This window comes from Geobacillus sp. YF-1 (assembly GCF_052692335.1).
Window position 1 is genome coordinate 805,483 of record NZ_CP199850.1, and the last position, 25,774, is coordinate 831,256.

Sequence of the window (25,774 nt, forward strand, 5' to 3'; positions counted from 1 at the left end):
TAAAAATTCCATAACGGTTATAAAAATCAAACGATGAGGTGGCGCCAATGAAAGCGTACTTGCATCTGGCCAGCGGAAAAACGTTCAGCGGCGAGCTCGCCGTTCCGCTGGCGGAAAAGGTGAGCGGGGAGATCGTCTTTTTCACCGGCATGACCGGGTACCAAGAGGTGCTGACCGATCCGTCGTATAAAAATCAAATGATCGTCTTTACGTATCCGCTCATCGGCAATTATGGCATCAATGAAGAAGACTTTGAAAGCAAGCGCCCGCATGTGGAGGCAGTCATCGTCTACGAGGCGAGCCGTGAAGGGTTTCATTACGGGGCGAAATACGGCCTAGCAGAATATTTGCGGCATTGGAACATTCCGCTGCTCACCCATGTCGATACGCGCGCCCTTGTCAAAGAAATCCGCACCGAAGGGACGATGATGGCGGAGTTAAGCTTGTCGTCCGTTCCCTCTGTCTTCCGTGAAGAAGCAGCGTTCCCGGTGCGCGCTGTATCGACGAAACGAATGGAGACGTATGGCCGCGGGGGGCCGCATATTGTGCTCCTCGATTTCGGCTATAAAAAATCGATTTTGCGCTCGCTCGTTGCGCGCGGCTGCCAAGTGACGGTCGTGCCGCACGATACGACGCCGGAAGCGATTGAGGCGCTCAAGCCGGATGGGCTTGTCCTTTCCAACGGCCCTGGCGATCCGAAACAGCTGCGCCATCAGCTTCCCGTTATTCGCCAGCTGATCGATCGGTATCCGACGCTCGCCATCTGCCTTGGCCATCAGCTTGTCGCCCTGGCGTACGGGGCGGATACGGAAAAGCTCCGCTTCGGTCATCGCGGAGCGAATCAGCCGGTGTGGGACGCGGTGAAACAAAACGTCGTCATGACATCGCAAAACCATAGCTATGTTGTCAAAGAGGGCAGTTTGGCGGCCACACCGTTTGCCATTCGCTTCATCAACGTCAACGACGGCTCCATCGAAGGGATGATCCATCGCCATAAGCCGATTTTATCGGTGCAATACCATCCGGAGGCGCATCCGGGGCCGCACGATACCGGCTATATTTTCGATGAGTTTTTGCAAACCGTCGCAAAGGGAGAGAAAGTCTATGCCTAAAGATTCCTCGCTTCAATCGATTCTCCTGATCGGGTCGGGGCCGATCGTCATCGGCCAAGCGGCTGAGTTTGACTATTCCGGCACGCAGGCGTGCATCGCCTTAAAAGAAGAAGGATACCGCGTCATTTTAGTGAACAACAATCCGGCAACGATCATGACCGATGACGTCCACGCCGATGCCGTCTATTTCGAACCGCTCACCGTCGACGCCGTCGAAGCGATCATCGCCAAGGAACGGCCGGATGGGCTGCTGGCCACATTCGGCGGCCAGACTGGGCTCAACTTAGCGTTTCAGCTGCATGAAGCCGGCGTGCTGGAAACATACGGGGTGAGACTGCTCGGAACACCGATTGAAGCCATTCAGCGCGGAGAAGACCGCGAAGCGTTCCGCGCGCTGATGCAGGAGCTTGGCGAACCGGTGCCGGAGAGCGAAATTGTCACAAGCGTCGAAGAAGCGGTCGCGTTTGCCGAAAAAATCGGTTTTCCGATCATTATTCGTCCCGCCTATACGCTCGGTGGGACGGGCGGCGGCATTGCCGACAACATGGAGCAGTTCATTGCGCTCGTGGAAAAAGGCTTGACCGAAAGCCCGATTCGCCAATGTTTAATCGAGCGGAGCGTCGCCGGATTTAAAGAGATTGAATATGAAGTGATGCGCGACCAATCGAATACGTGCATCACGGTTTGCAATATGGAAAACGTTGATCCCGTCGGCATCCATACCGGCGATTCGATCGTCGTCGCGCCGTCGCAGACGCTGACGGATGAGGAATACCAAATGCTTCGTTCTTCAGCGGTGAAAATCATTTCGGCCTTAGGGATCATCGGCGGCTGCAACATTCAATTCGCCCTTGATCCGAACAGCAAGCAATACTACTTAATCGAAGTCAACCCGCGCGTCAGCCGTTCGTCAGCGCTCGCCTCGAAAGCGACCGGCTATCCGATCGCCCGCATCGCCGCCAAGCTGGCTGTCGGCTATACGCTGGCCGAGCTCGTCAATCCGGTGACGAAAACGACGTATGCCAGCTTCGAGCCAGCCTTGGATTATGTCGTCGTCAAGTTTCCGCGCTTGCCGTTTGACAAATTTCCGCACGCCGACCGCAAGCTCGGCACGCAGATGAAGGCGACCGGAGAAGTGATGGCGATCGACCGCAACATGGAGCGAGCGTTCCAAAAAGCGGTACAGTCGCTTGAAGGCAAAAACAACGGGCTGTTTTGGCCGGAACTTGCGGCGAAAACGAATGATGAGCTGAAACAACTGCTTGTTGACAAAGACGACCGCCGCTTTTTCGCTATCTTGGAACTGCTCCGCCGCGGGGTGACGGTCGAAGACATTCACACATGGACGAAAATCGACCGCTTTTTCCTTTGTTCGTTCGAACGGCTTGTCGCCCTTGAGAAGCAAGCCGCGGCAACGACGTTCGACACAATCGATGAAGCGACCTTCCGCTTTTTGAAAGAAAAAGGATGCAGCGACGCCTTTTTGGCCGAAACGTGGGGCGTGACCGAGCTTGACGTGCGCCGCAAGCGGAAAGAGCTTGGCATCGTGCCGTCGTACAAAATGGTTGACACGTGTGCGGCCGAGTTCCATTCGGAAACGGATTACTACTACTCAACGTATTTTGGCGAAGACGAGCGGAAGAAAGCGAGCGGCAAGGAGAAAGTGCTGATCATCGGCGCCGGACCGATTCGCATCGGCCAAGGGATTGAGTTTGATTACAGCTCTGTTCACAGCGTGTTCGCGTTGCAACAAGAAGGGTATGAGACGGTGATGATCAACAACAATCCGGAAACGGTGTCGACCGATTTTGCCGTCGCTGACCGCCTGTACTTTGAGCCATTGACCTTAGAGAGCGTCCTCGATGTCATGGAAGCCGAACAAATCAAGCATATCATTGTTCAATTCGGCGGCCAGACGGCGATCAATTTGGCCAAAGGACTCGAGGAAGCCGGTGTGCCGCTGCTTGGCGTCACCTACGAGATCATTGACCAGCTGGAAGATCGCGACCGTTTTTACCAGTTGCTTGAGGAGCTTGACATTCCGCACGTTCCCGGCTTGATGGCGAACAACGCTGAAGAGCTCGCCGCCAAAGCGGCCGAGATCGGCTATCCGGTGCTGCTCCGCCCGTCGTATGTGATCGGCGGCCGCGGCATGTTCATCGTCCGGAACGAGATCCAGCTTGCCGCGTTGATCGAACAAGGTGAGTTGACGTATCCGATTTTGATCGATGCGTATTTGGACGGGAAAGAGGCGGAGGCAGACATCGTGACAGACGGAACGGACCTGTTGCTGCCGACGATCATCGAACATGTCGAAAAAGCCGGCGTCCACTCCGGCGACAGCTACGCTTGGCTGCCGGCGCAGACGCTCACAGACGAAGAAAAAGCGAAAATCATCGACTATGCGGGCCGGATTGCCAATAAACTCGGCTTCAAAGGAATCATGAACATTCAATATGTCATTGCCGATGGCCATGTGTATGTGCTTGAAGTCAATCCGCGCGCGAGCCGGACGGTGCCGATCGTCAGCAAAACGACCGGCGTGCCGCTGGCACAAATTGCGACAAAATTATTGCTTGGGAAATCGCTTGTCGACATGGTCGATGAAAACATGCGTAAATTGGCGGTCATGCCGTACGTTGTGTTGAAATACCCGGTATTTTCCACGTACAAACTGCCGGGCGTTGACCCGACCGTTGGGCCGGAAATGAAATCGACCGGCGAAGGCATCAGCATCGCCGCGACGAAGGAAGAAGCGGCGTACAAGGCGTTTTACGCCTACTTGCAAAAGAAAGCGAACGCCAATGAAATGTACGTCATCGGCGGCATCGATGAAGCGCTGGCGGCGGAAATCGAAGCGAAACAGCTGGTGATGGTGTCCGAGCTCCCGTTTGCTGAGTGGGTGAAACGCGATGCGGCGCTGGCGGTGATCGACTTGGGCAAAGAGGAAGGCGAGGCGCCGAAACGAATGGCTGCGTTGTCCCGACAATTGCTCGTCTTCACAGAGCCCGAGACGTTGAAGCTCTTCTTGCAGGCGCTCGCTGTCGATCAGCTCGATGTGCAGCCGATCCAAAGCTGGCTGGAAAAGAAAAAACAGGCAGAACAGGCGGTGATTTTATGAATGCAGTCATGTCACTGAAAGGAAGAGATGTGTTAACGCTTCTTGATTTTTCCACAGATGAAATTTTCGATTTGTTGGCGCTCGCCGCCGACTTAAAGGCGAAACAAAAAGCAGGGATTCCGTATACGCCGCTTGTCGGCAAAACGATGGCGATGATTTTTGAAAAGCCGTCAACGCGCACGCGCGTGTCGTTTGAAGTCGGCATGATCCAGCTCGGCGGCCAAGCGCTCTACTTGAACGGCAACGACCTGCAGCTCGGCCGCGGCGAAACGATCGCCGATACGGCGCGAGTCTTATCGCAATACGTCGATGTCATGATGATCCGGACGTTTGCCCACGAAAAGGTCGAAGAATTGGCGGAATACGCGTCGGTTCCGGTCATCAACGGCTTGACCGATGACGACCATCCGTGCCAAGCGCTGGCGGATTTGCTGACGATTTATGAAGTGAAGAAAACGTTCCAAGGCGTCAAGCTCGCCTATGTCGGCGACGGCAACAACGTCGCCAACGCGCTCCTAGCAGCCGCGGCGAAAGTGGGCATGGATGTGGCCATCGCCTGTCCGCCCGGCTATGAACCAAAAGCCGCCTATGTGGAGGCGGCGCGCCAAATAGGGGAAAAAACGGGCGCCGCCGTCACGGTGACCCACGACCCGCTTGAGGCGGTGGCGGGGGCTGATGCGATTTATACCGATGTCTGGACGAGCATGGGCCAAGAGAGCGAAAGCGCCGAGCGGCTTCGCGTGTTTCAGCCGTACCAAGTGAATGAAGAGCTCGTCAAAGCGGCCAAACCCGATTACCTCTTTTTGCACTGCCTGCCGGCCCACCGCGGCGAGGAAGTGACCGCCGGCGTTATAGACGGACCGAACTCGTTCGTCTTTGAGCAGGCCGGCAACCGGCTTCATGCTCAAAAAGCGATTTTAGTGTCGATCCTATAGAAAAAGGAATTCCCGCTTCGGGAGTTCCTTTTTCGCTCTTCCTAAGGAAAAAGGATTTCCGGAGGGGAACCCTTTTTCCTTGTCAAAGGCTTGGCGTTCCGTGTGCGGCGGCCCCATCATTTCCCTTCTTATGAACAGCGGCGAAACCGGGAATGCTAACAAATGCAATCGAAGCAAGGGGGATGAAACCAATGGGTCAACCGCGCCATTTTAAGCCGGGAGACAAAGCGCCGAACAACGGCATTTACATTGAGATTGGCGAAACGGGAGACAATGTAAAACATCCAAAAAAGCTGAAACTGAAAGCCGGTGACACGTTTCCGGAAACGTCGAACCATAACCGGCATTGGACGTATTTGCGCAAGCCGTAAGGCCGATGAAACGAAAAGCCATTCCCAGCGCGGGGTGGCTTTTCGTTTGCTTACCGGGCGGTGGATCCGCTATAATCATTTATAGTCAAAAAAGGTCAAATGGAGGGAACGGCATGGATGCAAGCCGTTTGACGGAAAAACTGCAAGAGGCGTTCGTGGCGGCGCAATCGCTCGCCAAGGAACGGCATCATCAACAGCTCGATGTCGAGCACTTGCTGTTGGCGCTCTTTGACCAAGAAGGCGGCTTGGTGTCGCGGTTGTTGGCGCTTTCGGGCGCTGACAAAGAAAAGGCCGCTGACTGGCTGCGCCACCAGCTTCGGCAAAAACCGGAAGTGCATGGGGCGGCAGAAGGACAGCTGTACATCGCGCCGGCGTTGGCGCGGCTGCTTGAGGAAGCCGAAGCGGAAGCAAAACGGATGCAAGACGAGTACATATCGGTTGAACATGTGCTGCTCGCGTTGCCTCGCGGCGCCGAGCCGGTCGCCCGGCAGCTGGCGCCGTTTGGGGTGACGCGTGAAGCGCTGTTGGCCGCACTGACAAAAGTAAGGGGGAATCAACGCGTGACAAGTCCGAATCCAGAGGCGACGTACGAGGCATTGACCAAATACGGACGCGATTTAGTAGCGGAAGCCAGAGCAGGGAAAATCGACCCGGTCATCGGCCGCGACAGTGAAATTCGCCGTGTCATCCGCATTTTGTCGCGCAAAACGAAAAACAATCCGGTGTTGATCGGCGAGCCGGGCGTCGGGAAAACGGCCATTGTGGAAGGGCTCGCCCAGCGCATCGTGCGCAAAGATGTCCCGGAAGGCTTGAAAGACAAAACGATTTTCGCGCTTGATATGAGCGCGCTCGTTGCTGGAGCGAAGTTTCGCGGTGAATTTGAAGAGCGGCTGAAAGCGGTGCTCAATGAAATCAAAAAAAGCGACGGCCGCATCATTTTGTTCATTGACGAGCTGCATACGATCGTCGGCGCCGGCCGGGCCGAGGGGGCGATGGACGCCGGCAATATGTTAAAGCCGATGCTCGCCCGCGGCGAGCTGCGCTGCATCGGAGCGACGACGCTTGATGAGTACCGGCAATACATCGAAAAAGACCCGGCGCTCGAGCGCCGCTTCCAACAAGTATTGGTCCAAGAGCCAAGCGTCGAAGACACGATTTCGATTTTGCGCGGGTTGAAAGAGCGGTACGAAGTGCACCATGGCGTGAAAATTCACGATCGCGCGCTCGTTGCGGCTGCGGTGTTGTCCGACCGTTACATCTCTGACCGCTTTTTGCCTGACAAAGCGATTGATTTGGTCGATGAAGCGTGCGCGACGATCCGCACGGAAATGGATTCGATGCCGTCCGAACTCGATGAAGTGATGCGCCGCGTCATGCAGCTCGAGATTGAAGAGGCGGCCTTAAGCAAAGAAACGGATGAAGCGAGCCGCGCACGGCTTGCGGCATTGCAAAAAGAACTCGCTGATTTGCGCGAAAAAGCGAACGCCATGAAAGCGCAATGGCAGCAGGAAAAAGAAGCGCTTGACCGCGTCCGCCGCCTGCGCGAGGCGCTCGAGCGGGCCAAACGCGAACTGGAAGAGGCGGAAAACGACTATGATTTAAACAAGGCGGCCGAGCTTCGCCATGGCCGCATTCCGCAGCTGGAAAAGCAACTCAAACAGCTTGAGCAAGAAATCAGTGAGCAAAGTGAAGGGAAATTGCTGCGTGAGGAAGTGACGGAAGAAGAGATTGCCGAAATCGTGTCGCGTTGGACGGGCATTCCGCTCACTCGCCTTGTTGAAGGGGAGCGGGAAAAGCTGCTTCGCCTTCATGAATGGCTGCACAGGCGGGTCATCGGTCAAGAGGAGGCGGTCGGGCTCGTCGCCGATGCCATCTTGCGGGCGCGCGCCGGCTTGAAAGATCCACACCGTCCGATCGGTTCGTTTTTGTTTCTTGGACCGACCGGCGTCGGCAAAACGGAACTGGCCAAAGCGCTCGCCGAAGCGCTGTTTGACAGTGAGGAGCAACTGATTCGTCTGGACATGTCCGAGTATATGGAAAAACACGCTGTCTCCCGCTTGATCGGAGCGCCGCCCGGCTATGTCGGCTATGAGGAAGGCGGCCAGCTGACCGAGGCGGTGCGGCGCAAGCCATATTCCGTTCTGTTGTTTGATGAAATCGAAAAAGCGCATCCGGACGTGTTCAACATCCTGCTGCAGTTGCTCGATGACGGGCGGCTCACCGATTCGCACGGGCGGACGGTCGATTTTAAAAACACGGTCGTCATCATGACATCGAACATCGGCTCGCCGCTGTTGTTGGAAAACAAAGAGGGCGGCATCGATGAGGGCACGCGCAACGAAGTGCTTGGCCAATTGCGCGCCCATTTCCGCCCCGAGTTTTTAAACCGCATCGACGATATCGTCTTGTTCAAGCCGTTGTCGATGAACGAAGTAAAAGGCATCGTCGACAAATTCGCCCGCGAATTGTCGGGCCGTTTGGCCGATCGGCATATCGAGCTCGCGCTGACCGAAGCGGCGAAGCAATACATCGCCGAAGCGGGCTTCGACCCGGTATACGGCGCCCGACCGCTCAAACGGTTTATGCAAAAACAAATCGAAACGCCTCTCGCCAAAGCGTTGATCGCTGGGCAGGTGAAAGAACATAGCGCCGTGACGGTCGATGTCGAAGACGGCACGATCATCATCCGGCCGTCTTCGTGAGCGCGGCTGCGGCTCTGCAAGTAAAAGAGGAACATGTGCCTGCCGGAGAAAAAGAAGCCCCAACGGTGGTGGGGGCTTCTTTTCTTCGTCGGGCGGTGGGCGTATAATGGGGAGCGAAAGGAGGGCTTCCGGGTGGCACGGGAACGGAAGATTTCGCTGACAGAACTGTTTGCCCAAACGAAACAACTTCTTCTCGAACACGGATACGAAGGATTTACGTTCGGCCTGCTCGCTGATCGGCTCGGAGTCGCGCGCAGCGCCATTTACAAATATTTCGAGAACAAAGAGGAATTGATCACCGCCTATATGGTCGACGAAATGGAACAAGTGTTTGAAAAGCTCACCCGCATTCACGATTTTCCAGCGTTTGAAGAGCAATTTCGCTTTTTGCTCGATTTGATTTTATACCACGATGACCTACATGAGATGATTGCCATCGGAAAGAAAATTCCCGAGACTCACCCGAAAGTGAAGGAAAACAAACGCCGTCTCGCGCAATTTCACGAGCGGATGTATGACGAAGTGCAGCCGGTGATTCAGCGAGGAAAACGGGAAGGGAAAATGAAACCGCATCTTCCTGATCGGGTGGTTCTAGGGTATATTTTCCAGTCCGCAGCGGTCCCTCATTTTCCCGGTATTTCGTTGGCGGAATGGGCGGAAAGCATTCGCGAAATCATTATGCACGGTGTGTTGAACGGAAATTGACAACAGTGTCACTTTCCCCTTATCATGAAATTGTGCTGAAAGTGACGAATGTGTCACTTTGCGCAAACTAGGAAAAACGGGGGAATGGATATGAGCAGATGGCTGCGCGCTGTCACGGATTGGGTGGCGACAACAAAAGGCATGTGGTGGACGTTGGCGTTGTGGCTGGCGGCGATCGGGGCATTAGCCGCATTGGCGCCCAACGTGAAGCAATACGAAGCATCCAGCATCGAAACGGTGCCGAAAGAGGCGCAGTCGATGGTGGCGCAGGCGAAAGTCGATCGGTATTTTCAGGCCGATGACGGCATTCCTGCTATTTTCGTGTTTCGCTCAGAAAAGGAACCGGTCTCCAAAGACGCGCTGCAGCGTTTGCTGATGCAAATTCAACAGCAGCATCAAGAGGCGATTGAAAAGCTTGTTCCGGTCGCTTCTCTTCCGCCGCAAGCGGCTGCTAGCTTTTTCGCCAAAGACGGGAAAACCGTTGTCGTTCCTGTGACGTATAAAGGATCGTTGGAATCGAAAGAGATCGAGGCGTTGAACAAAGACATTCGGCAACTGGTCAACAACAAGAGCGCTATGAAACTGTATATTACCGGACCGGCCGGCATTGCGGCCGATACGCTCGCCTTGTTTTCGCGCGCGGATGTCGTCCTCCTCTTGTCAACGGTCGGATTGATTTTAGTGCTGCTGATCGTCATTTACCGCTCGCCGCTCTTGGCGCTGATTCCGCTTGTCGTCGCCGGGATGGTGTACGGGGTGGTCGGGCAGCTGCTCGGGCTGTTAGGGCGAGGGGGGCTCGTCATCTCGAAACAAACGGTGTCGATCATGTCCATTTTACTGTTCGCAGCAATTACCGATTACTCATTGTTTATTTTTTCCCGCTACCGCGAGGAGCTGAAACGGCATGAGAACAAGTGGGAAGCGATGAGGCAGGCGATGCGCGAAACCGGGCTGCCCGTGTTGTTTTCCGGCGGCACCGTGTTGGCGGCGATGCTCGTGTTGTTTTTCGCGAAATTGGGCGATTACCGCAATTTCGCCCCCACGTTCGCCCTGGCGATGGCCGTCATTATGATCGCGTCGGTGACGTTGATTTCAGCCTTGTTCACGTTGTTTGGGCGCAAAGCGTTTTGGCCGAACATCCCGCGCGTCGGTGAGAACAAAGCGAGGGGAAGACGGACGTTTTGGGAAACAGTCGCTCGCTTTGTCGCCGCCAAGCCGCGTCTGACTGTAGCGGTCATTGGAGCGCTGTTAGTGGTGCTCGCTAGCCATTCGCCTTTTTTGCGTTATGAGTATGATTTGATCAAATCGTTCCCGCAAGATATGCCGTCACGCCAAGGATATGAGTTGCTCGAGAAGCATTTTGCCAAAGGGGAGTTGGCGCCGACAACGGTGTTGTATGAAGGAAAAGAGGCGCTGTCCCCGCAACAGCTTGCCCGGCTGCAGGACGAACTCGGAAAGCAGCCGCTTGTCAGTGAGGTGCGCCCGGCCGGCACGGCGGATGACGGGCGGGTCGTCTCGTTTACGCTGACGTTTCGGGAAAACCCGTACGAGGCGAAAACGCTCGATGCGCTAGAACGGATCATCGAGCGGAAAGAAACGATTCTCAACGAAAGCGGGCTTGACGGACGTCTCTATTTCGCCGGAGAGACGGCGGCGAAGGTGGATGAGCGGGCGCTGAACCATCGCGATACCGTTGTCATCGTTTCGCTGGAGACGGTTCTCATTTTCCTTTTGCTGTTCGCGCTGACAAAATCGGTTAAGCGGTCGCTGTATATGATCGGCACGATTCTTGTCTCATTCGCGTCCGCGCTTGGTCTTGGCATTTGGCTCACCGACGGCCTGTTTGACATCAACGCTGTCAGCGACCGCGTGCCCATTTATGCGTTTGTCTTTTTGGTGGCGCTTGGCATTGACTATAACATCATACTCGTGTCGCGCTTTCAAGAAGAGTGGCGAACCCATTCCGTCAAGGGGGCGGTTGAGCGAGCGGTCGCCCACACTGGCGGTGTCATTTCGTCGGCCGGCCTCATTTTGGCGGCGACGTTTGCCGTGCTGATGACGCAGCCGGTTCAGCTATTGTTCGTGTTTGGCTTTCTTGTGGCCATCGGCATTTTGCTGGATACGTTTTTGATTCGCGGCATGTTGCTGCCGGGGCTGATCGTTTGGTTGGAAAAGGAGCGCACGGAACGTCCGCAGCCCGGAAATAGCTGATCATCCGGCGCGTTTCGCTATAGCCATCCGGATGATTCTGGCCATGTTCAATCGAGCGGCTCGCTTCATCGCCAACTCGAGAAAGGAAGGGAGCGGCCGGAGACGGAAACCGGGGCGTTCGAATATGTGGCTATGAAGAAAGCAGGGAAAAACCGGGTTCCTGTTAGATTTTTCGGCTTCGGATGTAAGAAGGCGGATGGGCTGTTAGGGGCCCATTCGCCAACAAGGGGTCGAACGAAAAGGTGGTCTGCCTTCAAGATCGATACGATCGATCGTGCAGCAGAAACAGTCAGCACGTATATAGAGCAACGAAAGAGGGTATCCCGATCCTTTTGGGATACCCTCTCCTTTGCTCTTGTGCGTTTACAAGCCATAAGGTTAATGATGGTGATTTCCGGCTGGTTCATCCGGAATCAGGGCTGCCACCACGATGATCAGAACTGTCACGATCACGCCGAGCAGCGCGCCGGTCGCGAAATCGTAGCTGATGCCTTGCATCGAGCTCATGACGTAGGTGGCCATTTGCACGAGCAAAAACGTCCAAAAAAACGTCCAGAATAGGCGCATTTTTTGCTCCTCCCATCTTTGTCTCATTCCTTGTTCTATCTTATCATAAATGACGCCTATAGGCATATACCCGGACGTTTTTTTTTCGCCGGACATATCGTATACTGTACCATTATGCATTGCCAAAACAAGGGTGAATGGAAACGATGGCAGGACAACAGCGGTTTTTTCAACTTGATGAGCAATGGTGCATCGTTCATATACCGGAGCGCCCAAATGGATTTGCCCTTTTTGTCATCGGCGATGGCGACCATTTTGTGAACGAACGGACGAGTTTTTGGCTGGAACATCCGACGCGGCGGCAATGGCTCGAGGAGTGGCTCGAACGCGGGTACACGGTCTTTTCGTCCCATTTGTACGGAAGGCATTGGGGAAGTCCAAAGGCGGTTCGGCTGGCGCGCCAGCTCGTTTACTCCGTGCTGAAAAGTGAAATTGTCAATTCGCGCATTTATCTCGTCGCGGAAGGAATGGGCGCGCTCATCGCTTCGCAGCTGCTTAGTGTCATGCCAAGGCAAATGCGGGCGGTCGCCATGATCAATCCTTGCCTTGATGTTCGCGCCCAGCTTGATCATGAACGGGACCATCCGCTCATGTACCGGCGGATGGTGAAAGAGATCGCCTTCGCGTATGACATGAAAGAAGAAGAAGTGCCGGAGGCCGTTCCCGCCCTGTTCTTGAGTCCGCACGATGTTCCTGTGATCATTTGGCAACTCTCCGGTGTGAGCCCGTATCCATTTGCCTTGCACGGCCGAAGATATGAGCAATGGATGAAAGCGACCAACCGCCATGTGCGCATCATCGATGAACTGCCGGAAAAGCGGCCCCAACTTGCGGCGCAAATCGCTCGCTTTTTTCATCAGCACAATGAGCTTCCGTGATCAAAGAGCGCACTGGATGGGAAAACACAGACCGGTGCGGAGAACAGCCGGCCAACGTTGGGCCGCTTTTTGAACAGCGACCAATCGGGCTGAAAGGCTGTCCATTTTATAAAGAAGAGAAAGGCCCCGAAAACGGGAGAGGAACGGGAAGGGAAAAAGGGTGACCCGCTGCCAAATAGTGGGCACCTTTTGAATTATTTTTTGAATAGCTCAACAAGCGATGTCATTTTTCTCATCAGCGGTTTCAGTTGCTGCAACGAATCGGTCAGCGCGCCAACTTGATCAAACAGCTTCACCCAGTCAATGTCAGGCAGCGGGAGCGCTTCATTTTCCCCCGTCTCTTCCTGCCGCTCTGCTCGCCGCGGCGGAAAAGGTTGAAACATCAGGCGGGAAAAACGATCGGTCGCCTTGTTGGATGGTTTTGACGCTGGGCTGTCGGCCATGCGTATCTCCTCCTTTTTCGATGATCGTCTTACCGTTATCGTATGGGAAAGCGGGAAAAACGGTTTGGACCATCGTCCTAGGGGGATGGTGATGAAAGCGTGCACACCGCTTCCTAGCATCGTTTCTCAAATAGAAAAGCCTTGCAACACCGCACACTTTTATTCATCGACCAAAGGAAACCACTGTTTTTCACCAGCCTTCTAGGAAGCCGGTGATTTAAGGGGGCAAGCCGCTTATCAAGCCCGTTTCTCAAATAGAAAAGTCCTAGCGCATCAGAATCGTCTTTCAAACATTCCCCCATTGCTCAAGAGAAACAACCGTTTTTCACCAGCCTTCTAGGAGTCTGGTGATTTCATCATGGATAGGGCTTTACCATGTCATTTCTCAATTGGAAAAACCTTGTTGCATCGATCCTGCTTTTCGCCCATTCCCCCATTGAGTAAGGGAGACGGCCGTTTTTCACCGCGCTCCTAGCTGTTGTGTCCAACCGCGCTGTTTTTTGGTTCGTGGTGGCGGGCTGTTTCCGCATGGAGAACGTGCGTCAGAAGGGGACGAACGGGTTCCATCCCTTGGCGGACGGTGTTTTTCCTATTGCATTGCCGCCCTCTTTCCGCTAAAATTAGTACCAAGTAATAATAATTGGTGATGTGGATTGATCGTACATGCTCATTCGTTCGGCAATGGGGGATATTTTGGAAAGAAAAAGGAGATGGATGGTATGGGAGCAGGAATTATCGGTGTCGGCCGTTACGTGCCGGAGCGGGTGTTGACCAACTTTGATCTTGAACAAATGATGGATACATCCGATGAATGGATTCGGACGCGTACAGGGATTGAGGAGCGCCGCATTGCCCCGGATCACATCGATACGTCCGATATGGCGTATTTTGCCGCGGAGCGGGCGCTTCGTAACGCCGGCATTGAGGCGAAGGACATCGATTTGATTATAGTGGCGACCGTTACGCCGGATCGGCCGTTTCCATCTGTTTCTTGCATGATCCAAGAGCGGCTGGGAGCGGTGAAGGCGGCAGCGATGGATTTGAGCGCCGCCTGCGCCGGATTTATGTACGGGATGGTAACGGCCGCTCAATTTATTGACACGGGAGTGTATCGGTATATATTAATAGTGGGAGCAGACAAATTGTCGAAAATTACCGACTGGAGCGACCGCAACACCGCTGTGTTGTTTGGCGACGGGGCTGGAGCAGTTGTCATGGGACCGGTGTCGTCGGGGCGCGGCATGCTGTCGTTTGAATTGGGGGCCGATGGGACAGGAGGAAAATATTTATACAAGGACGAATATATTGTCATGAACGGCCGAGAAGTGTTTAAATTTGCGGTCAGGCAAATGGGGGAATCGAGCGTCCGCGTTCTAGAGAAAGCGGGACTGGCGAAAGAGGATGTCGATTTTCTCATTCCGCATCAAGCGAATATTCGCATTGTTGAAGCGGCTCGACAGCGCTTGGAGCTGCCGGAAGAAAAAATATCGACGACGATACGCCGCTATGGAAACACATCGGCGGCTTCGATTCCGATTTCGCTTGTCGAGGAGCTCGAGGCAGGCCGCATTCATGATGATGACGTCATCGTCATGGTCGGTTTCGGCGGCGGGCTAACGTGGGGCGCGATCGCCTTGCGTTGGGGGCGGTGAGCTCGCAGACATTTTGCGTAGGGACAGTGGAACGGTCGGACGGTTTCCCTTCCTCGAACGTTGAGCTCGCAGACATTTTGCACAAAGGAGAGACGGAGCGATGGAAAAAAAACGAGTCGTCGTGACCGGGCTCGGGGCGGTTACCCCGCTTGGAAACGATGTGGAAACAACGTGGAAAAACATTGTTGCCGGCCAGTCGGGCATTGATATCGTCACTCGCGTGAATCCGGATGACTTTCCGGCCAAAGTGGCAGCGGAAGTGAAAGATTTTGACCCCTCGTTGTTCATCGATCGCCGGGAAGCGCGGAAGATGGACCGCTTTACCCAATTCGCCGTCGCGGCGGCGCTTATGGCGGTGAAAGACGCCCGACTGGAAATCAACGAACAAAACGCCGAGCGAATCGGCGTCTGGATCGGTTCAGGCATCGGCGGCATGGAGACGTTTGAACAGCAGTTTGAAATTTTCCAGCAGCGCGGCTATCGGCGAGTGAGCCCGTTTTTCGTGCCGATGATGATTCCGGACATGGCGGCCGGACAAGTGTCGATCCTCTTGGGCGCAAAAGGGATCAACTCCTGCACGGTCACCGCTTGTGCGACCGGAGCCAACTCGATTGGCGATGCGTTTAAAGTCATTCAGCGCGGTGACGCCGATGTCATGATCGCCGGCGGGACGGAAGCGCCGATTACGAAAATGTCATTCGCCGGCTTTTGCGCGAATACGGCTCTCTCCACCAATCCAGACCCGAAAACAGCGAGCCGTCCGTTTGACAAACATCGCGATGGGTTCGTCATGGGAGAGGGGGCCGGCATCGTCGTTCTTGAGGAATTGGAGCACGCGCTGCGCCGCGGTGCGAAGATTTACGCGGAAATTGTCGGCTACGGCGCGACGGCCGATGCGTACCATATCACCGCGCCGGCGCCGGGCGGCGAGGGCGGCGTGCGGGCGATGCGCCAGGCGCTGCAAGATGCCGGCTTGAAGCCCGAGGACATCGATTACATCAATGCCCACGGCACGAGCACGGAGTACAATGACAAATATGAGACGGCGGCGATCAAGGAAGTGTTCGGCGATCATGCGTATCGGCTGGCGGTCAGCTCGACCAAATCGATGACCGGTCATTTGCTCGGGGCGACGGGCGCCGTGGAGGCGATTTTCTCCGTATTGGCGATCCGCGACGGCGTCATTCCGCCGACAATCAACTATGAAACGCCCGATCCGGAATGCGACCTCGACTATGTGCCGAATGAAGCGCGGAAACAAGAGGTGCGGGCGGTGTTAAGCAATTCGTTTGGATTTGGCGGCCATAACGCGACATTGATTTTTAAAAACTATCGGTAATTGAGAAACGGAGAGCCTGAACGGAGCGGAACTGCCAAGCCTGATGAACGGCGGTCCGCTTCACCGTTAGCGAACGCGAAATCGAACCGTTTTGGCGCCGCTACATCGCCCCCAACCCGGACGTTTCCGCCTCGCATCCGCTTAGCGCCCGGCTTTTGTACGGGCTTGGCTCGTATCCGAACATGGGCGGCTATGCGGTGGGGTACGCCATCGTTCGCCGCTGTCTTGAGCGAGGGCATTTGTTGACGGAGTTAATGGGGATAGAAGCAAGGCAAATCGCTGCCTTAGCTGGCTTTGCCGACGCTGAATAAGCAGGTTGTCCATCGGAGCGGCAAACGAACAGTCATGTTGTCCACAAAGCCGACATATATGTAAAACGAGGAAAGTGGACAAGAAGGAAGGGAAGCCCGATGGTCCGCCTGTTTTTTTATTTGGTCGGCTTCGGTTTTTCCGTCGTCGGCGGCATGATGGCGATCGCCTATTTAAACCTCCTCACTCCTGAGCGCGGCTTTTGCGACTATTGGGTTTACATTGCTAGGCGGCCCGAATGTTATTTGCTGCCGATCGGCCTGCTTTTCATCTGGGGAAGTTTATCGTTTCCAAGCCGCGGCTCGTAGTGGGGAAAAGAGGACGAAATGGAATAAAATTCTGCCCCTCTGCCTATACTGATGGACAAACACGTCTGGAAGTGAGGGGTATCACATGCTTTGCTTGCATGACATCTGGGTGAACTGGTTTGAAGGCGAAGAGAACGGATACAACGTCTGCCATTTTCACGAATGGCGCAAGGACGATCAAATCGAGCTGCTCGACCAAGTGCCGCTGCTAAAAGTGACCCCGGCTCTGTTCCATTATATCGAAAACAGTCTGTCTGATCTTCCCAAACCATTGCTAGATGATGTGTATCAAAAAGCGTATGTGCGCAAAAACCATGAGCGCATTCCGTTAGATTATTGTTTCATTGTGACCGATGGGGCCGGCATTTTGGCGGTGGATACGATCGGCTACCATATTCCGATTCGCAAAAGCCGCCTGATCCCCCGGCAGGAACAACTTGTCTATGAGATGGTGGCCGAGGCCGAAGAACGGGACTATCCGCTGCCCGAATACAACAAAGAATACCATATTTTATCTCCCGCGCCGGAACTGATGTGGGGGTTAACGCGCAAGGAGCGACAGCTGAAGCAGCTGCTGTTTATGGCGCTTGATCAGCTGTATTCGACAAAAAACGGCGCCGAAGTGCGGTATTGGTATACGGAATGGGCGCCGGAAAAATACGCCGATATTCAAAAAATGTCGTTTGAAGAAGCGTGGACGCGGCTGTATGAAGAAACGAAGCACGGTTGGTCCAAGCGCCACGAGCAGCTATGCGAACACTTGATCAAGGGACAGCCGTTTTTCGAAAAGTTGTGGGAAATGGAGCAAGAACCAAAGGTGAATTAAAAACGGGCGAAGGCGCTTAGCGCCCGCCCGTTTTTTGTCCGGCGTTACCGCCGACGCCCAAGCCCCATGGCTTGCTCCATTTTGCGCACCATTTCCGCTGCCACCCGATTGGCTTTTTCCGCCCCTTCGTCCAACACGCGGTCAAGCTTCTCGCTTTCCATCCATTGGTGATATCGCTCTTGAATCGGCCGGAGCGTCTCGATGACCACTTGAGCGAGGTCGGCTTTAAAGACGCCGTACCCTTTTCCTTCGTATTGCCGCTCCAACTCCTCGATCGGCTGGCCCGATAACGTTGAATAAATATGGAGCAAGTTCGAAATGCCCGGCTTTGCCTCTTTATCGTAGCGGATCGTCCCTTCCGAGTCGGTGACGGCGCTTTTGATTTTCTTCTCGATCGTTTTCGCGTCGTCAAGCAGTGTAATGTACGCTTTCGGGTTCGGGTCGGATTTGCTCATTTTTTTCGTCGGCTCGACGAGCGACATAATGCGGGCGCCGACTTTCGGAATGCGCGCCTCGGGAATCGTGAACAGCTCGCCGTACCGTTTGTTGAAGCGCTCGGCTAGATCGCGCGTCAATTCAATATGCTGTTTTTGGTCATCGCCGACCGGGACGATGTCGGTGTTATAAAGCAAAATGTCGGCGGCCATCAGCGGCGGGTACGTGAGCAGCCCGGCGCTGACCGCCTCTTTGCCGGCCGATTTTTCTTTAAATTGCGTCATCCGTTCCAGTTCGCCGACATAAACGAGGCACTGCAGCATCCAAGCCGCTTGAGCGTGCGCCGGCACTTCGGACTGGATGAACAGCGTCGCCTGCGCAGGGTCGATGCCGACTGCCAAATAGAGGGCGGCGAGGCGGCGAATGTTTTGCTGCAATTGGTCGGGGTCTTGCGGAACGGTAATGGCGTGTTGATCAACGATGCAAAAATAGCAGTTGTATTCATGCTGCAGCTCGACAAACTGCCGCAGCGCTCCGATATAATTGCCAAGGGTGATGACGCCGCTTGGCTGAATGCCAGAAAAAATCGTTTTCATCGCTTTTCACTCCCTTAAGACAAAAATAAAAACGGTCCTTTCCCTCCCATGGATAGGGACGGTAGGACCGCGGTGCCACCCTACTTATTGCGCCCATAGCGCAATCGCTTAGCCCATGCCTCACGCATGGCCTCCTGTAACGTGGAGGAACGTCCTCGCCTACTGCGTCGCCGGTTCGGCGGGAAGCTCGAAAGCCCATTCCATATGGCTAGCCGCTTGTTCGCACCGTCCACAAGCTCTCTGAAGGCATCGCCATATGTACTTTTCTTTCTCATCGCTCGATTGGTTTTCGATTTGCTTTATATTATACGGAAACCATTCAGCTGTTGCAACCTTTATTGCACGGCGTATCCGGCGGCGATCATCGCGAGAAACAGAAGGAGTCCGGACAAAAGAAGCGGATAAGTGACCGCAAAACGCCGCGGGCCGGGCGGTTGTGCGAATTCCTGCTCCGCGGCCGCTTCTTCAAGATACCGCTCCGCCTTTGTCCCGGCGCTTTTGCGCCATTTTTGGAATCCATACGCAAATCCGCTGAAAAACCCGCGTTCATAAACAAACAAAAGCCCCCCCAATGACAGCGGCACCAAAGAGAGCAAAAAGGTGGCGTTAATGAAGGCGACAGCCGTCCATGCCCCTTGCCAAGCGACGATGAGCGCACCGGCTGCCATCATGGCGGCGATGAGCCATCCGGTTCGAACCGCGGTCTGTTTCATCATCCTTCCCCTCGCCTTGTCAGTCGTTGCCCTTATTTTATCATATCCGGCGTTCGTTTGGTTCGCGTTCGAAACAAGGTGGTCAGCTTGATTGACAAAATTATATCAAAAAACAGAAAGAAAAATAAAAATGGTCGAATCGGTCTAAATCAAGCGCTCGCGGCAGCCGGAGGAAAGTTATATTGTAAGCGTTTTCCTAATCATTGACAGAAATTTTTTATTTACAAAGGGGACAAAACTAGGTACAATCCATCTTGATAAGGATGCGGCGCTTTGTTTTGGATCATAAGTAATTCGAAAATTTTTATTTAAGAAAATAAAAAAATTCTTTTCAAGTATACTAACACGAGGTATAATAAAGCATGTAAGTACAATCTTCTGAAATCAAATGGTTCAGAAGATTTGTAATACAATACATAACCTTTAAAGGGGGGTTTTTAGTGAAGAAGCGATTTTCATTCTTCCTCGTCCTGCTTCTAGCGCTGTCGACGTTTTTAGCGGCGTGTGGCGGCAAGGACAACAACAATGCCCAAAGTGGTAAGGGCGATGAAAAACCGGCGACAAAGAAGGAGCAAGTGCTGAATTTGCTTGAAAGTCAGGAGATCCCGTCGCTTGATTCGGCGCTCGCTACCGACCAAGTATCGTTTATCGTTTTGAACAACGTCATGGAAGGTTTGTACCGCTTAGGCAAAGACAACAAACCGGTGCCGGGAGTAGCGGAAAGCTATGAAGTGAGCAACGACGGCAAAACGTACACGTTCAAGCTTCGCAAAGACGCGAAGTGGTCGAACGGCGATCCGGTGACGGCGCACGACTTCGAATTCGCTTGGAAGCGCGCGCTCGATCCGAAAACGAAATCGGAATACGCGTACATTATGTACGACATTAAAAACGCGGAAGAAGCCAACACAGGCAGAGTGCCGCTTGACCAAGTCGGCGTCAAAGCTCTTGATAACTACACGCTCAAAGTCGAGCTGAAAAACGCCGTTCCGTATTTCGTCGGCTTGACAGCGTTCGGCACGTTCATGCCGCAAAACGAAAAGTTTGTAAAAGCGCAGGGTAACAAATACGGTCTTGAAGCCAACACGACGCTGTACAACGGCCCGTTCGTGTTGAGCGAGTGGAAGCACGAACAAGGCTGGGTTTACACGAAAAACCCGAACTATTGGGACAAAGACACAGTGAAGCTCGAAAAAGTCAATGTCAAAGTCGTCAAAGACACAGCGACAGCCGTCAACTTGTATGAAACGAAACAAGCGGACCGCGTCGGCCTGACCGCGGAGTTCGTGGACAAGTACAAAAACGACAAAAACTTCCACACGAAATTGGATCCGTCGCTCTACTGGCTGCGCATGAACACGAAAAAAGAACCGTTGAACAACGTCAACGCCCGCAAAGCGATCGCGATGGCCATCGACACGCAAGCGATGGTTGACACGCTGCTGAACAACGGTTCGATCCCGGCGAAGTTCGCCGTCCCGAAAGACTTCGTCACCGGTCCGGATGGCAAAGATTTCCGCGATGTAAACGGCGATTTGGTCAATTACAATCCGGATGAAGCGAAAAAACTGTGGGAGCAAGCGAAAAAAGAGCTGGGCAAAGACAAATTCACGGTCGAGCTGCTGAACTATGACACCGACAGCGCGAAGAAAATCGGCGAGTATGTAAAAGAACAGCTCGAGAAAAACTTGCCGGGCTTGACGATTAACATCAAACAGCAACCGTTTGCGCAAAAGCTGAAGCTCGAAAGCAATATGCAATATGATTTGTCGTTCTCCGGCTGGGGTCCGGACTATCAAGACCCGATGACGTTCCTGCAGCTCTGGACATCGACAAGCCCGCACAATGAAACCGGCTGGTCGAATGCCGAGTATGACAAGTTAATCAAAGACGCGCAAACAACGCTTGCCAACGATCTACAAGCTCGTTGGGATGCTATGCTGAAAGCCGAGAAAATCGTCTTTGAAGGAATGCCGATCGCTCCGCTGTATCAACGCGGCGCTGCGTATGTGCAACGTGAATACGTCAAAGATTTCGTCACGCACACGTTCGGCGCCGACTACAGCTTGAAATGGGCGTATGTCGAGTAATCCATTGTTCTCTTGAAAATGCGGAGGAGAGTATATGCACAAAGCATATACTCTCCTTTTGCCTGCCAAGGCGAAAAATGTCGAAAAACAGCGAAGATTAAAAAAGCGCACAGGTCATGAAAATGATGACAAACGGCGTGGGGCGGTCAAAGAAACGTCTCATGGGCAACGTCCTGCCCTGCCCCAACATCGAAACGATTGATGAAGGTATGGGCGGTTTTCACTGAACGTTCCATGGGCAGTGTGATTTGCCCTCCACTCGGGGATGAAAATCAACGCTTGCCGAGGGGATTTTCACAGAAAAGGCCCATGGGCAACATTTTGCCCTCCACCCGGGGGATGAAAATCCCGCGCCCGTGCGGCATTTTCACAGAAAGATCCATGGGCAGCGAGCTGCCCTAAACCAGGGGTTGAACATCCTTATTACCGTTGTGTGTGGGATTTTCCAAGAAAAGCAGAGGAGGTGCGTCCATGGCGCGATATACGCTTCAACGGTTCGTTTATATGGTCGTTACATTGTTCATTATCGCCACGCTGACGTTCTTTTTGATGAAGCTGCTGCCCGGCTCGCCGCTGCAAAACCAAGAAAAGCTGACGCCGGAGCAAAAGGCGTTGATTTTAAAAGAATACGGATTGGATAAGCCTGTTCCTGTTCAGTACATGCTCTATTTAGGGAATTTGCTCAAAGGCGATCTCGGCGTATCGTTCCAATATGACAACCGTCCGGTGACGGAACTGATCAGCGACCGAATCGGCCCGTCGGCCCAGCTCGGGTTTCAGGCGATCGTTTTTGGGACGATCGTCGGGTTGATTCTCGGAATTGTCGCGGCGATTCGCCACAATCGCTGGGAAGATTATACGGCGACAGTCATTGCCGTATTGGGCGCCTCCATCCCATCGTTTGTGCTTGGGGGATTTTTGCAATACTTTATCGCTGTGAAATGGCAGTTGCTCCCGGTAGCGTTTTGGGAAGGCTTCAAATATACCATTCTTCCGACCTTGGCGCTGTCTGTTGGGGTCATCGCCAGCATCGCCCGCTTTATGCGCACCGAGATGCTTGAGGTGTTGAGCTCTGATTATATTTTGACCGCTCGAGCGAAAGGGATTAGCCAAGCGGGGGTTATTCTCAAACATGCCATTCGCAACTCGCTCATTCCTGTCATTACGATTTTAGGCCCGATGACGGTCAATTTAATGACTGGAACGTTGGTGATTGAGAAATTGTTTGCTGTCCCTGGCCTTGGGGAGCAGTTTGTTCGCTCGATCGAACTGAACGATTATCCTGTCATTATGGGCACGACGTTGTTTTATTCGGCTTTGTTGATTTTGGCTGTCTTTATCGTTGACGTGTTGTATGGGATTGTCGATCCACGCATCCGGTTAGCGGGAGGGAAAAAATAATGGCGAAACAAAACTATGAACAACTTTCATCGGATTGGTTTCAGCCCGCCCCGCCGAACGTCGGTGAGCAGGAGAAGATCAATCGTCCGAGTTTGACGTTTTGGCAGGATGCTTGGCTTCGCCTTCGCGAAAATAAAGCAGCGATCGTCGGGCTTGTGATGATTATCATTCTGACGCTCATGGCGATCATCGCCCCGATGGTGAGCGACCGGACGTACAAGGAGCAAAACTTGCGGCATGCGAAACTTCCGCCGAAAATCCCGGTGCTTGAACATGTTCATTGGCTTCCGTTTGACGGCCGGGATGCAAACGGCGTTGATGTGTATAAACAGCGCGGTGTCAAAGAGTATTATTGGTTTGGCACGGATGACTTAGGGCGCGACTTGTGGGTGAGAACGTGGTACGGCACGCGCATCTCCCTTTATATCGGCTTGCTGGCCGCATTGATCGACTTATTGATCGGGATTGCGTACGGCGGCATTTCCGGCTACTATGGCGGCCGCGTCGACAATGTGATGCAGCGAATTATCGAAATTTTAAACGGTATTCCGTATTTGATCGTGGTCATTTTGTTCATTTTGATTTTTGAACCCGGAATCATTTCCATCACTTTGGCGATGGTTATTACCGGTTGGACGACGATGGCGCGGATCGTGCGCGGGCAAGTGTTGAAATTAAAGAACATGGAATATGTGTTGGCGGCACGGACGCTCGGGGCGCCGACATCGCGGCTTATTTTCAAACATTTGATTCCGAACGTCATCGGCCCGATTATCATCACGACGATGTTCACGATTCCATCAGCCATCTTCACCGAGGCGTTTTTGAGCTTTATCGGCCTTGGCATCCGCCCGCCGGAAGCGTCGCTCGGTTCGCTTGTCAACGATGGGTATAAGTCGATTCAAACGTATCCGCACTTGATGATCATTCCAGCGGTCGTCATCAGCTTGCTCATTTTGAGCTTCAACTTGGTGGCTGACGGAATCCGCGATGCGTTGGACCCGAAAATGCGCAAATAAGGAACGGAAGGGGTGAAACCGATGGAGAAAATTTTGCAGGTAAACGATTTGCATGTTTCTTTCGACATCCACGCCGGCGAAGTGCAAGCCGTCCGCGGGGTCACCTTCGACTTGTATAAAGGGGAAACGTTGGCGATTGTCGGCGAGTCAGGGTCTGGGAAATCAGTGACGTCCAAAGCGCTCATGCGCCTGTTGCCAACGCCGCCGAGCCGAATCAAGCAAGGGGAAATTTTATTTGAAGGGAAAGACTTGACGAAGCTGTCTGAGAAAGACATGCAATCGATTCGCGGTGCGAAAATTTCAATGATTTTCCAAGACCCGATGACATCGCTCAATCCGACGATGACGATCGGAAAGCAAATTATGGAAGCGATTTTAAAACATCAAAAGCTGTCAAAAGACGAAGCGCGCAAACGGGCGATCGAACTGTTGCAGCTGGTCGGCATTAAAAACGCCGAGCTGCGCATGAAGCAATACCCGCACCAATTTTCCGGCGGGATGCGCCAGCGCGTGGTGATCGCCATCGCCTTAGCGTGCAATCCGAAAATTTTGATCGCCGATGAACCGACGACCGCGCTGGATGTGACGATTCAGGCACAAATTTTGGAGCTGATGAAAGACATTCAGAAAAAACTTGGCATGTCGATTATTTTCATCACCCACGATTTAGGGGTCGTCGCCAACATGGCCGATCGCGTTGCGGTCATGTACGCGGGCAAAATCGTGGAAATCGGCACGGTCGACGAAATTTTTTATAATCCGAAACACCCGTACACATGGGGACTGCTCGCCTCGATGCCGAGCCTTGACCATAAAGATACAGAGCTGTATTCGATCCCGGGTTCGCCGCCCGATTTGTTAAATCCGCCCAAAGGCGATGCGTTCGCGCCGCGCAATCCGTACGCGCTCAAAATTGACTATGAGCTCGAGCCGCCGATGTTTCAGGTGTCGGACACTCACTATGCGGCGACATGGCTATTGCATGAGATGGCGCCGAACGTCGAGCCGCCGGCGATCGTGCGCGAGCGGATGAAACGGTTCGCCGAGATCGTCGCTCGGAAAGGAGGAACCCCGCGTGGCTAGACAAAAGCTGTTGGAAGTGAAAAATTTAAAGCAATATTTCCCGGCTGGCCGCGGTGAAGTCGTCAAAGCGGTCGACGGCGTGACATTCGATATTTACAAAGGCGAAACGTTCGGATTGGTCGGCGAGTCAGGCTGCGGCAAGTCGACGACCGGGCGGACGATCATCCGGCTGTATGAGGCGACGGAAGGGGAAGTGCTGTTTAACGGCGTCAATGTGCACGGCAAGAAATCCAAAAAAGAGCTCAAAGAGTTAAACCGGAAAATGCAAATGATTTTCCAAGACCCGTACGCCTCGCTCAATCCGCGGATGACGGTCGCCGATATTATCGCCGAAGGCATTGACATTCATGGGCTGGCGAAAACGAAAGAAGAGCGGATGCGGCGCGTCTATGAGCTGCTGGAGACGGTCGGTTTAAACCGTGAGCACGCGAGCCGCTACCCGCACGAGTTTTCCGGCGGTCAACGCCAGCGGATCGGCATCGCTCGGGCGCTGGCCGTCGAGCCGGAGTTCATCATCGCCGATGAGCCGATTTCCGCGCTTGACGTCTCGATCCAGGCGCAAGTCGTGAACTTATTGAAGCGGCTGCAGCGCGAAAAAGGGTTGACGTATTTGTTTATCGCCCATGACTTGTCGATGGTCAAATACATCAGCGACCGGATCGGGGTCATGTATTTCGGCAAAATGGTCGAACTGGCCGAATCAGAAGAGCTGTACCGCAACCCGATCCATCCGTACACCAAGGCGCTGCTTTCCGCCATTCCGCTTCCGGATCCGGAAACGGAGCGAACGCGCCGGCGGATCGTTTATGATCCGTCTCAGCATGGCTACAAAGACGGTGAAGAGCTCGAATTTCGCGAAATTACACCGGGGCATTTTGTGCTTTGCTCCGAAGAAGAATACAAACGATACCGGGCGATGTACGCCTAAACGGTCGCCCGGCAGGCGAGCGCCAAAAAA

At 53.7% G+C, this 25,774-nt stretch carries 22 protein-coding genes and 1 other annotated feature; of the genes, 18 read left to right on the forward strand and 4 right to left on the reverse strand.

Annotation, left to right across the window (positions count from 1 at the left end; genetic code table 11):
* Positions 1 to 47 precede the first annotated feature (47 nt).
* The 7 genes from ACTVIM_RS04080 to ACTVIM_RS04110 all read left to right on the forward strand — a co-directional run bounded on the left by ACTVIM_RS04080 (position 48) and on the right by ACTVIM_RS04110 (position 11,157).
* Positions 48 to 1,112 carry a carbamoyl phosphate synthase small subunit gene (locus tag ACTVIM_RS04080; protein ID WP_445613730.1) on the forward strand — a complete coding sequence of 355 codons (1,065 nt, stop codon included), beginning with the start codon at positions 48 to 50 and terminating at the stop codon, positions 1,110 to 1,112.
* Positions 1,105 to 4,233: a carbamoyl phosphate synthase large subunit gene (locus ACTVIM_RS04085; RefSeq protein ID WP_445613731.1), complete on the forward strand. Its 3,129-nt coding sequence runs from the start codon at positions 1,105 to 1,107 to the stop codon at positions 4,231 to 4,233. The genes ACTVIM_RS04080 and ACTVIM_RS04085 overlap by 8 nt, the downstream gene beginning before the upstream one ends.
* Positions 4,230 to 5,168: an ornithine carbamoyltransferase gene (gene argF, locus ACTVIM_RS04090; protein WP_031405118.1), complete on the forward strand. Its 939-nt coding sequence runs from the start codon at positions 4,230 to 4,232 to the stop codon at positions 5,166 to 5,168. The genes ACTVIM_RS04085 and argF overlap by 4 nt, the downstream gene beginning before the upstream one ends.
* Positions 5,169 to 5,359: 191 nt before the next feature.
* Complete coding sequence (locus ACTVIM_RS04095; protein ID WP_031405116.1) at positions 5,360 to 5,539, forward strand: YjzC family protein; 180 nt, start codon at positions 5,360 to 5,362, stop codon at positions 5,537 to 5,539.
* Positions 5,540 to 5,652: 113 nt separating this feature from the next.
* Positions 5,653 to 8,241: an ATP-dependent chaperone ClpB gene (clpB, locus tag ACTVIM_RS04100; protein WP_445613732.1), complete on the forward strand. Its 2,589-nt coding sequence runs from the start codon at positions 5,653 to 5,655 to the stop codon at positions 8,239 to 8,241.
* A gap of 132 nt (positions 8,242 to 8,373) precedes the next feature.
* Positions 8,374 to 8,946 carry a TetR/AcrR family transcriptional regulator gene (locus tag ACTVIM_RS04105; RefSeq protein WP_445613733.1) on the forward strand — a complete coding sequence of 191 codons (573 nt, stop codon included), beginning with the start codon at positions 8,374 to 8,376 and terminating at the stop codon, positions 8,944 to 8,946.
* Between the two features lie 90 nt (positions 8,947 to 9,036).
* Positions 9,037 to 11,157, forward strand: a complete 2,121-nt coding sequence (locus tag ACTVIM_RS04110) for an MMPL family transporter (RefSeq protein WP_445613734.1) — start codon at positions 9,037 to 9,039, stop codon at positions 11,155 to 11,157.
* A gap of 378 nt (positions 11,158 to 11,535) precedes the next feature.
* Here the strand turns inward: ACTVIM_RS04110 and ACTVIM_RS04115 are convergent, their stop codons facing one another.
* Positions 11,536 to 11,724 carry a YjzD family protein gene (locus ACTVIM_RS04115; protein ID WP_445613735.1) on the reverse strand — a complete coding sequence of 63 codons (189 nt, stop codon included), beginning with the start codon at positions 11,722 to 11,724 and terminating at the stop codon, positions 11,536 to 11,538.
* 137 nt (positions 11,725 to 11,861) lie between these two features.
* Between ACTVIM_RS04115 and ACTVIM_RS04120 the strand changes: the two genes are divergently transcribed.
* Positions 11,862 to 12,602, forward strand: coding sequence for a hypothetical protein (locus tag ACTVIM_RS04120; RefSeq protein ID WP_445613737.1), 741 nt, complete (start codon positions 11,862 to 11,864; stop codon positions 12,600 to 12,602).
* A 194-nt stretch (positions 12,603 to 12,796) separates the two neighbouring features.
* Here the strand turns inward: ACTVIM_RS04120 and ACTVIM_RS04125 are convergent, their stop codons facing one another.
* Positions 12,797 to 13,045, reverse strand: a complete 249-nt coding sequence (locus ACTVIM_RS04125) for a hypothetical protein (protein WP_033018512.1) — start codon at positions 13,043 to 13,045, stop codon at positions 12,797 to 12,799.
* A gap of 719 nt (positions 13,046 to 13,764) precedes the next feature.
* Here ACTVIM_RS04125 and ACTVIM_RS04130 point away from each other — a divergent pair.
* The 5 genes from ACTVIM_RS04130 (at position 13,765) to ACTVIM_RS04150 (ending at position 17,479) form a co-directional block, all read left to right on the forward strand.
* Positions 13,765 to 14,697 carry a beta-ketoacyl-ACP synthase III gene (locus ACTVIM_RS04130; protein WP_033018513.1) on the forward strand — a complete coding sequence of 311 codons (933 nt, stop codon included), beginning with the start codon at positions 13,765 to 13,767 and terminating at the stop codon, positions 14,695 to 14,697.
* Between the two features lie 100 nt (positions 14,698 to 14,797).
* The gene (fabF, locus tag ACTVIM_RS04135) at positions 14,798 to 16,036 is read left to right on the forward strand and encodes a beta-ketoacyl-ACP synthase II (RefSeq protein ID WP_445613739.1); all 1,239 of its coding nucleotides are present in this window, start codon (positions 14,798 to 14,800) and stop codon (positions 16,034 to 16,036) included.
* Between the two features lie 104 nt (positions 16,037 to 16,140).
* Entirely contained in the window at positions 16,141 to 16,347 is a 207-nt protein-coding gene (locus ACTVIM_RS04140; RefSeq protein WP_235207584.1) for a DUF2268 domain-containing putative Zn-dependent protease, read from the forward strand.
* Positions 16,348 to 16,446: 99 nt separating this feature from the next.
* Positions 16,447 to 16,653 (forward strand): hypothetical protein, encoded by a 207-nt coding sequence (locus ACTVIM_RS04145; RefSeq protein WP_033018516.1) that lies wholly within the window; start codon positions 16,447 to 16,449, stop codon positions 16,651 to 16,653.
* 85 nt (positions 16,654 to 16,738) lie between these two features.
* On the forward strand, positions 16,739 to 17,479 hold the full coding sequence (locus ACTVIM_RS04150; RefSeq protein ID WP_033018518.1) for a YjbA family protein: 741 nt from the start codon (positions 16,739 to 16,741) through the stop codon (positions 17,477 to 17,479).
* Between the two features lie 44 nt (positions 17,480 to 17,523).
* On the opposite strand, the gene trpS is transcribed toward ACTVIM_RS04150, so the two are convergent.
* Together trpS and ACTVIM_RS04160 are read right to left on the reverse strand one after the other, a co-directional pair.
* Positions 17,524 to 18,510, reverse strand: a complete 987-nt coding sequence (gene trpS / locus ACTVIM_RS04155; protein ID WP_445613740.1) for a tryptophan--tRNA ligase — start codon at positions 18,508 to 18,510, stop codon at positions 17,524 to 17,526.
* 51 nt (positions 18,511 to 18,561) lie between these two features.
* Positions 18,562 to 18,794: a binding site (T-box leader), on the reverse strand.
* Positions 18,795 to 18,845: 51 nt separating this feature from the next.
* Positions 18,846 to 19,223, reverse strand: coding sequence for a DUF3899 domain-containing protein (locus ACTVIM_RS04160; RefSeq protein WP_033023703.1), 378 nt, complete (start codon positions 19,221 to 19,223; stop codon positions 18,846 to 18,848).
* 440 nt (positions 19,224 to 19,663) lie between these two features.
* Here ACTVIM_RS04160 and ACTVIM_RS04165 point away from each other — a divergent pair, with 440 nt between their 5' ends.
* The 5 genes from ACTVIM_RS04165 to ACTVIM_RS04185 all read left to right on the forward strand — a co-directional run bounded on the left by ACTVIM_RS04165 (position 19,664) and on the right by ACTVIM_RS04185 (position 25,744).
* A complete protein-coding gene (locus ACTVIM_RS04165) occupies positions 19,664 to 21,313 on the forward strand; it encodes an ABC transporter substrate-binding protein (protein WP_445613741.1) in 1,650 nt (549 codons plus the stop codon).
* A 471-nt stretch (positions 21,314 to 21,784) separates the two neighbouring features.
* On the forward strand, positions 21,785 to 22,714 hold the full coding sequence (gene opp3b / locus ACTVIM_RS04170; protein WP_033018856.1) for an oligopeptide ABC transporter permease: 930 nt from the start codon (positions 21,785 to 21,787) through the stop codon (positions 22,712 to 22,714).
* Entirely contained in the window at positions 22,714 to 23,733 is a 1,020-nt protein-coding gene (gene opp3C / locus ACTVIM_RS04175; RefSeq protein WP_033018855.1) for an oligopeptide ABC transporter permease, read from the forward strand. Before opp3b ends, opp3C begins: the two co-directional genes overlap by 1 nt.
* A 21-nt stretch (positions 23,734 to 23,754) precedes the next feature.
* Positions 23,755 to 24,816 carry an ABC transporter ATP-binding protein gene (locus tag ACTVIM_RS04180; protein ID WP_445613742.1) on the forward strand — a complete coding sequence of 354 codons (1,062 nt, stop codon included), beginning with the start codon at positions 23,755 to 23,757 and terminating at the stop codon, positions 24,814 to 24,816.
* On the forward strand, positions 24,809 to 25,744 hold the full coding sequence (locus ACTVIM_RS04185) for an ABC transporter ATP-binding protein (protein ID WP_033018853.1): 936 nt from the start codon (positions 24,809 to 24,811) through the stop codon (positions 25,742 to 25,744). Before ACTVIM_RS04180 ends, ACTVIM_RS04185 begins: the two co-directional genes overlap by 8 nt.
* Positions 25,745 to 25,774: the final 30 nt, after the last annotated feature.

Coding starts and splice junctions, on each gene's coding strand:
- ACTVIM_RS04080 (WP_445613730.1), top strand. CDS start 48: ATGAAAGCGTACTTGCATCTGGCCAGCGGAAAAACGTTCAGCGGCGAG.
- ACTVIM_RS04085 (WP_445613731.1), top strand. CDS start 1,105: ATGCCTAAAGATTCCTCGCTTCAATCGATTCTCCTGATCGGGTCGGGG.
- argF (WP_031405118.1), top strand. CDS start 4,230: ATGAATGCAGTCATGTCACTGAAAGGAAGAGATGTGTTAACGCTTCTT.
- ACTVIM_RS04095 (WP_031405116.1), top strand. CDS start 5,360: ATGGGTCAACCGCGCCATTTTAAGCCGGGAGACAAAGCGCCGAACAAC.
- clpB (WP_445613732.1), top strand. CDS start 5,653: ATGGATGCAAGCCGTTTGACGGAAAAACTGCAAGAGGCGTTCGTGGCG.
- ACTVIM_RS04110 (WP_445613734.1), top strand. CDS start 9,037: ATGAGCAGATGGCTGCGCGCTGTCACGGATTGGGTGGCGACAACAAAA.
- ACTVIM_RS04115 (WP_445613735.1), bottom strand. CDS start 11,724: ATGCGCCTATTCTGGACGTTTTTTTGGACGTTTTTGCTCGTGCAAATG.
- ACTVIM_RS04120 (WP_445613737.1), top strand. CDS start 11,862: ATGGAAACGATGGCAGGACAACAGCGGTTTTTTCAACTTGATGAGCAA.
- ACTVIM_RS04125 (WP_033018512.1), bottom strand. CDS start 13,045: ATGGCCGACAGCCCAGCGTCAAAACCATCCAACAAGGCGACCGATCGT.
- ACTVIM_RS04130 (WP_033018513.1), top strand. CDS start 13,765: ATGGGAGCAGGAATTATCGGTGTCGGCCGTTACGTGCCGGAGCGGGTG.
- fabF (WP_445613739.1), top strand. CDS start 14,798: ATGGAAAAAAAACGAGTCGTCGTGACCGGGCTCGGGGCGGTTACCCCG.
- ACTVIM_RS04145 (WP_033018516.1), top strand. CDS start 16,447: ATGGTCCGCCTGTTTTTTTATTTGGTCGGCTTCGGTTTTTCCGTCGTC.
- ACTVIM_RS04150 (WP_033018518.1), top strand. CDS start 16,739: ATGCTTTGCTTGCATGACATCTGGGTGAACTGGTTTGAAGGCGAAGAG.
- trpS (WP_445613740.1), bottom strand. CDS start 18,510: ATGAAAACGATTTTTTCTGGCATTCAGCCAAGCGGCGTCATCACCCTT.
- ACTVIM_RS04160 (WP_033023703.1), bottom strand. CDS start 19,223: ATGAAACAGACCGCGGTTCGAACCGGATGGCTCATCGCCGCCATGATG.
- opp3b (WP_033018856.1), top strand. CDS start 21,785: ATGGCGCGATATACGCTTCAACGGTTCGTTTATATGGTCGTTACATTG.
- opp3C (WP_033018855.1), top strand. CDS start 22,714: ATGGCGAAACAAAACTATGAACAACTTTCATCGGATTGGTTTCAGCCC.
- ACTVIM_RS04180 (WP_445613742.1), top strand. CDS start 23,755: ATGGAGAAAATTTTGCAGGTAAACGATTTGCATGTTTCTTTCGACATC.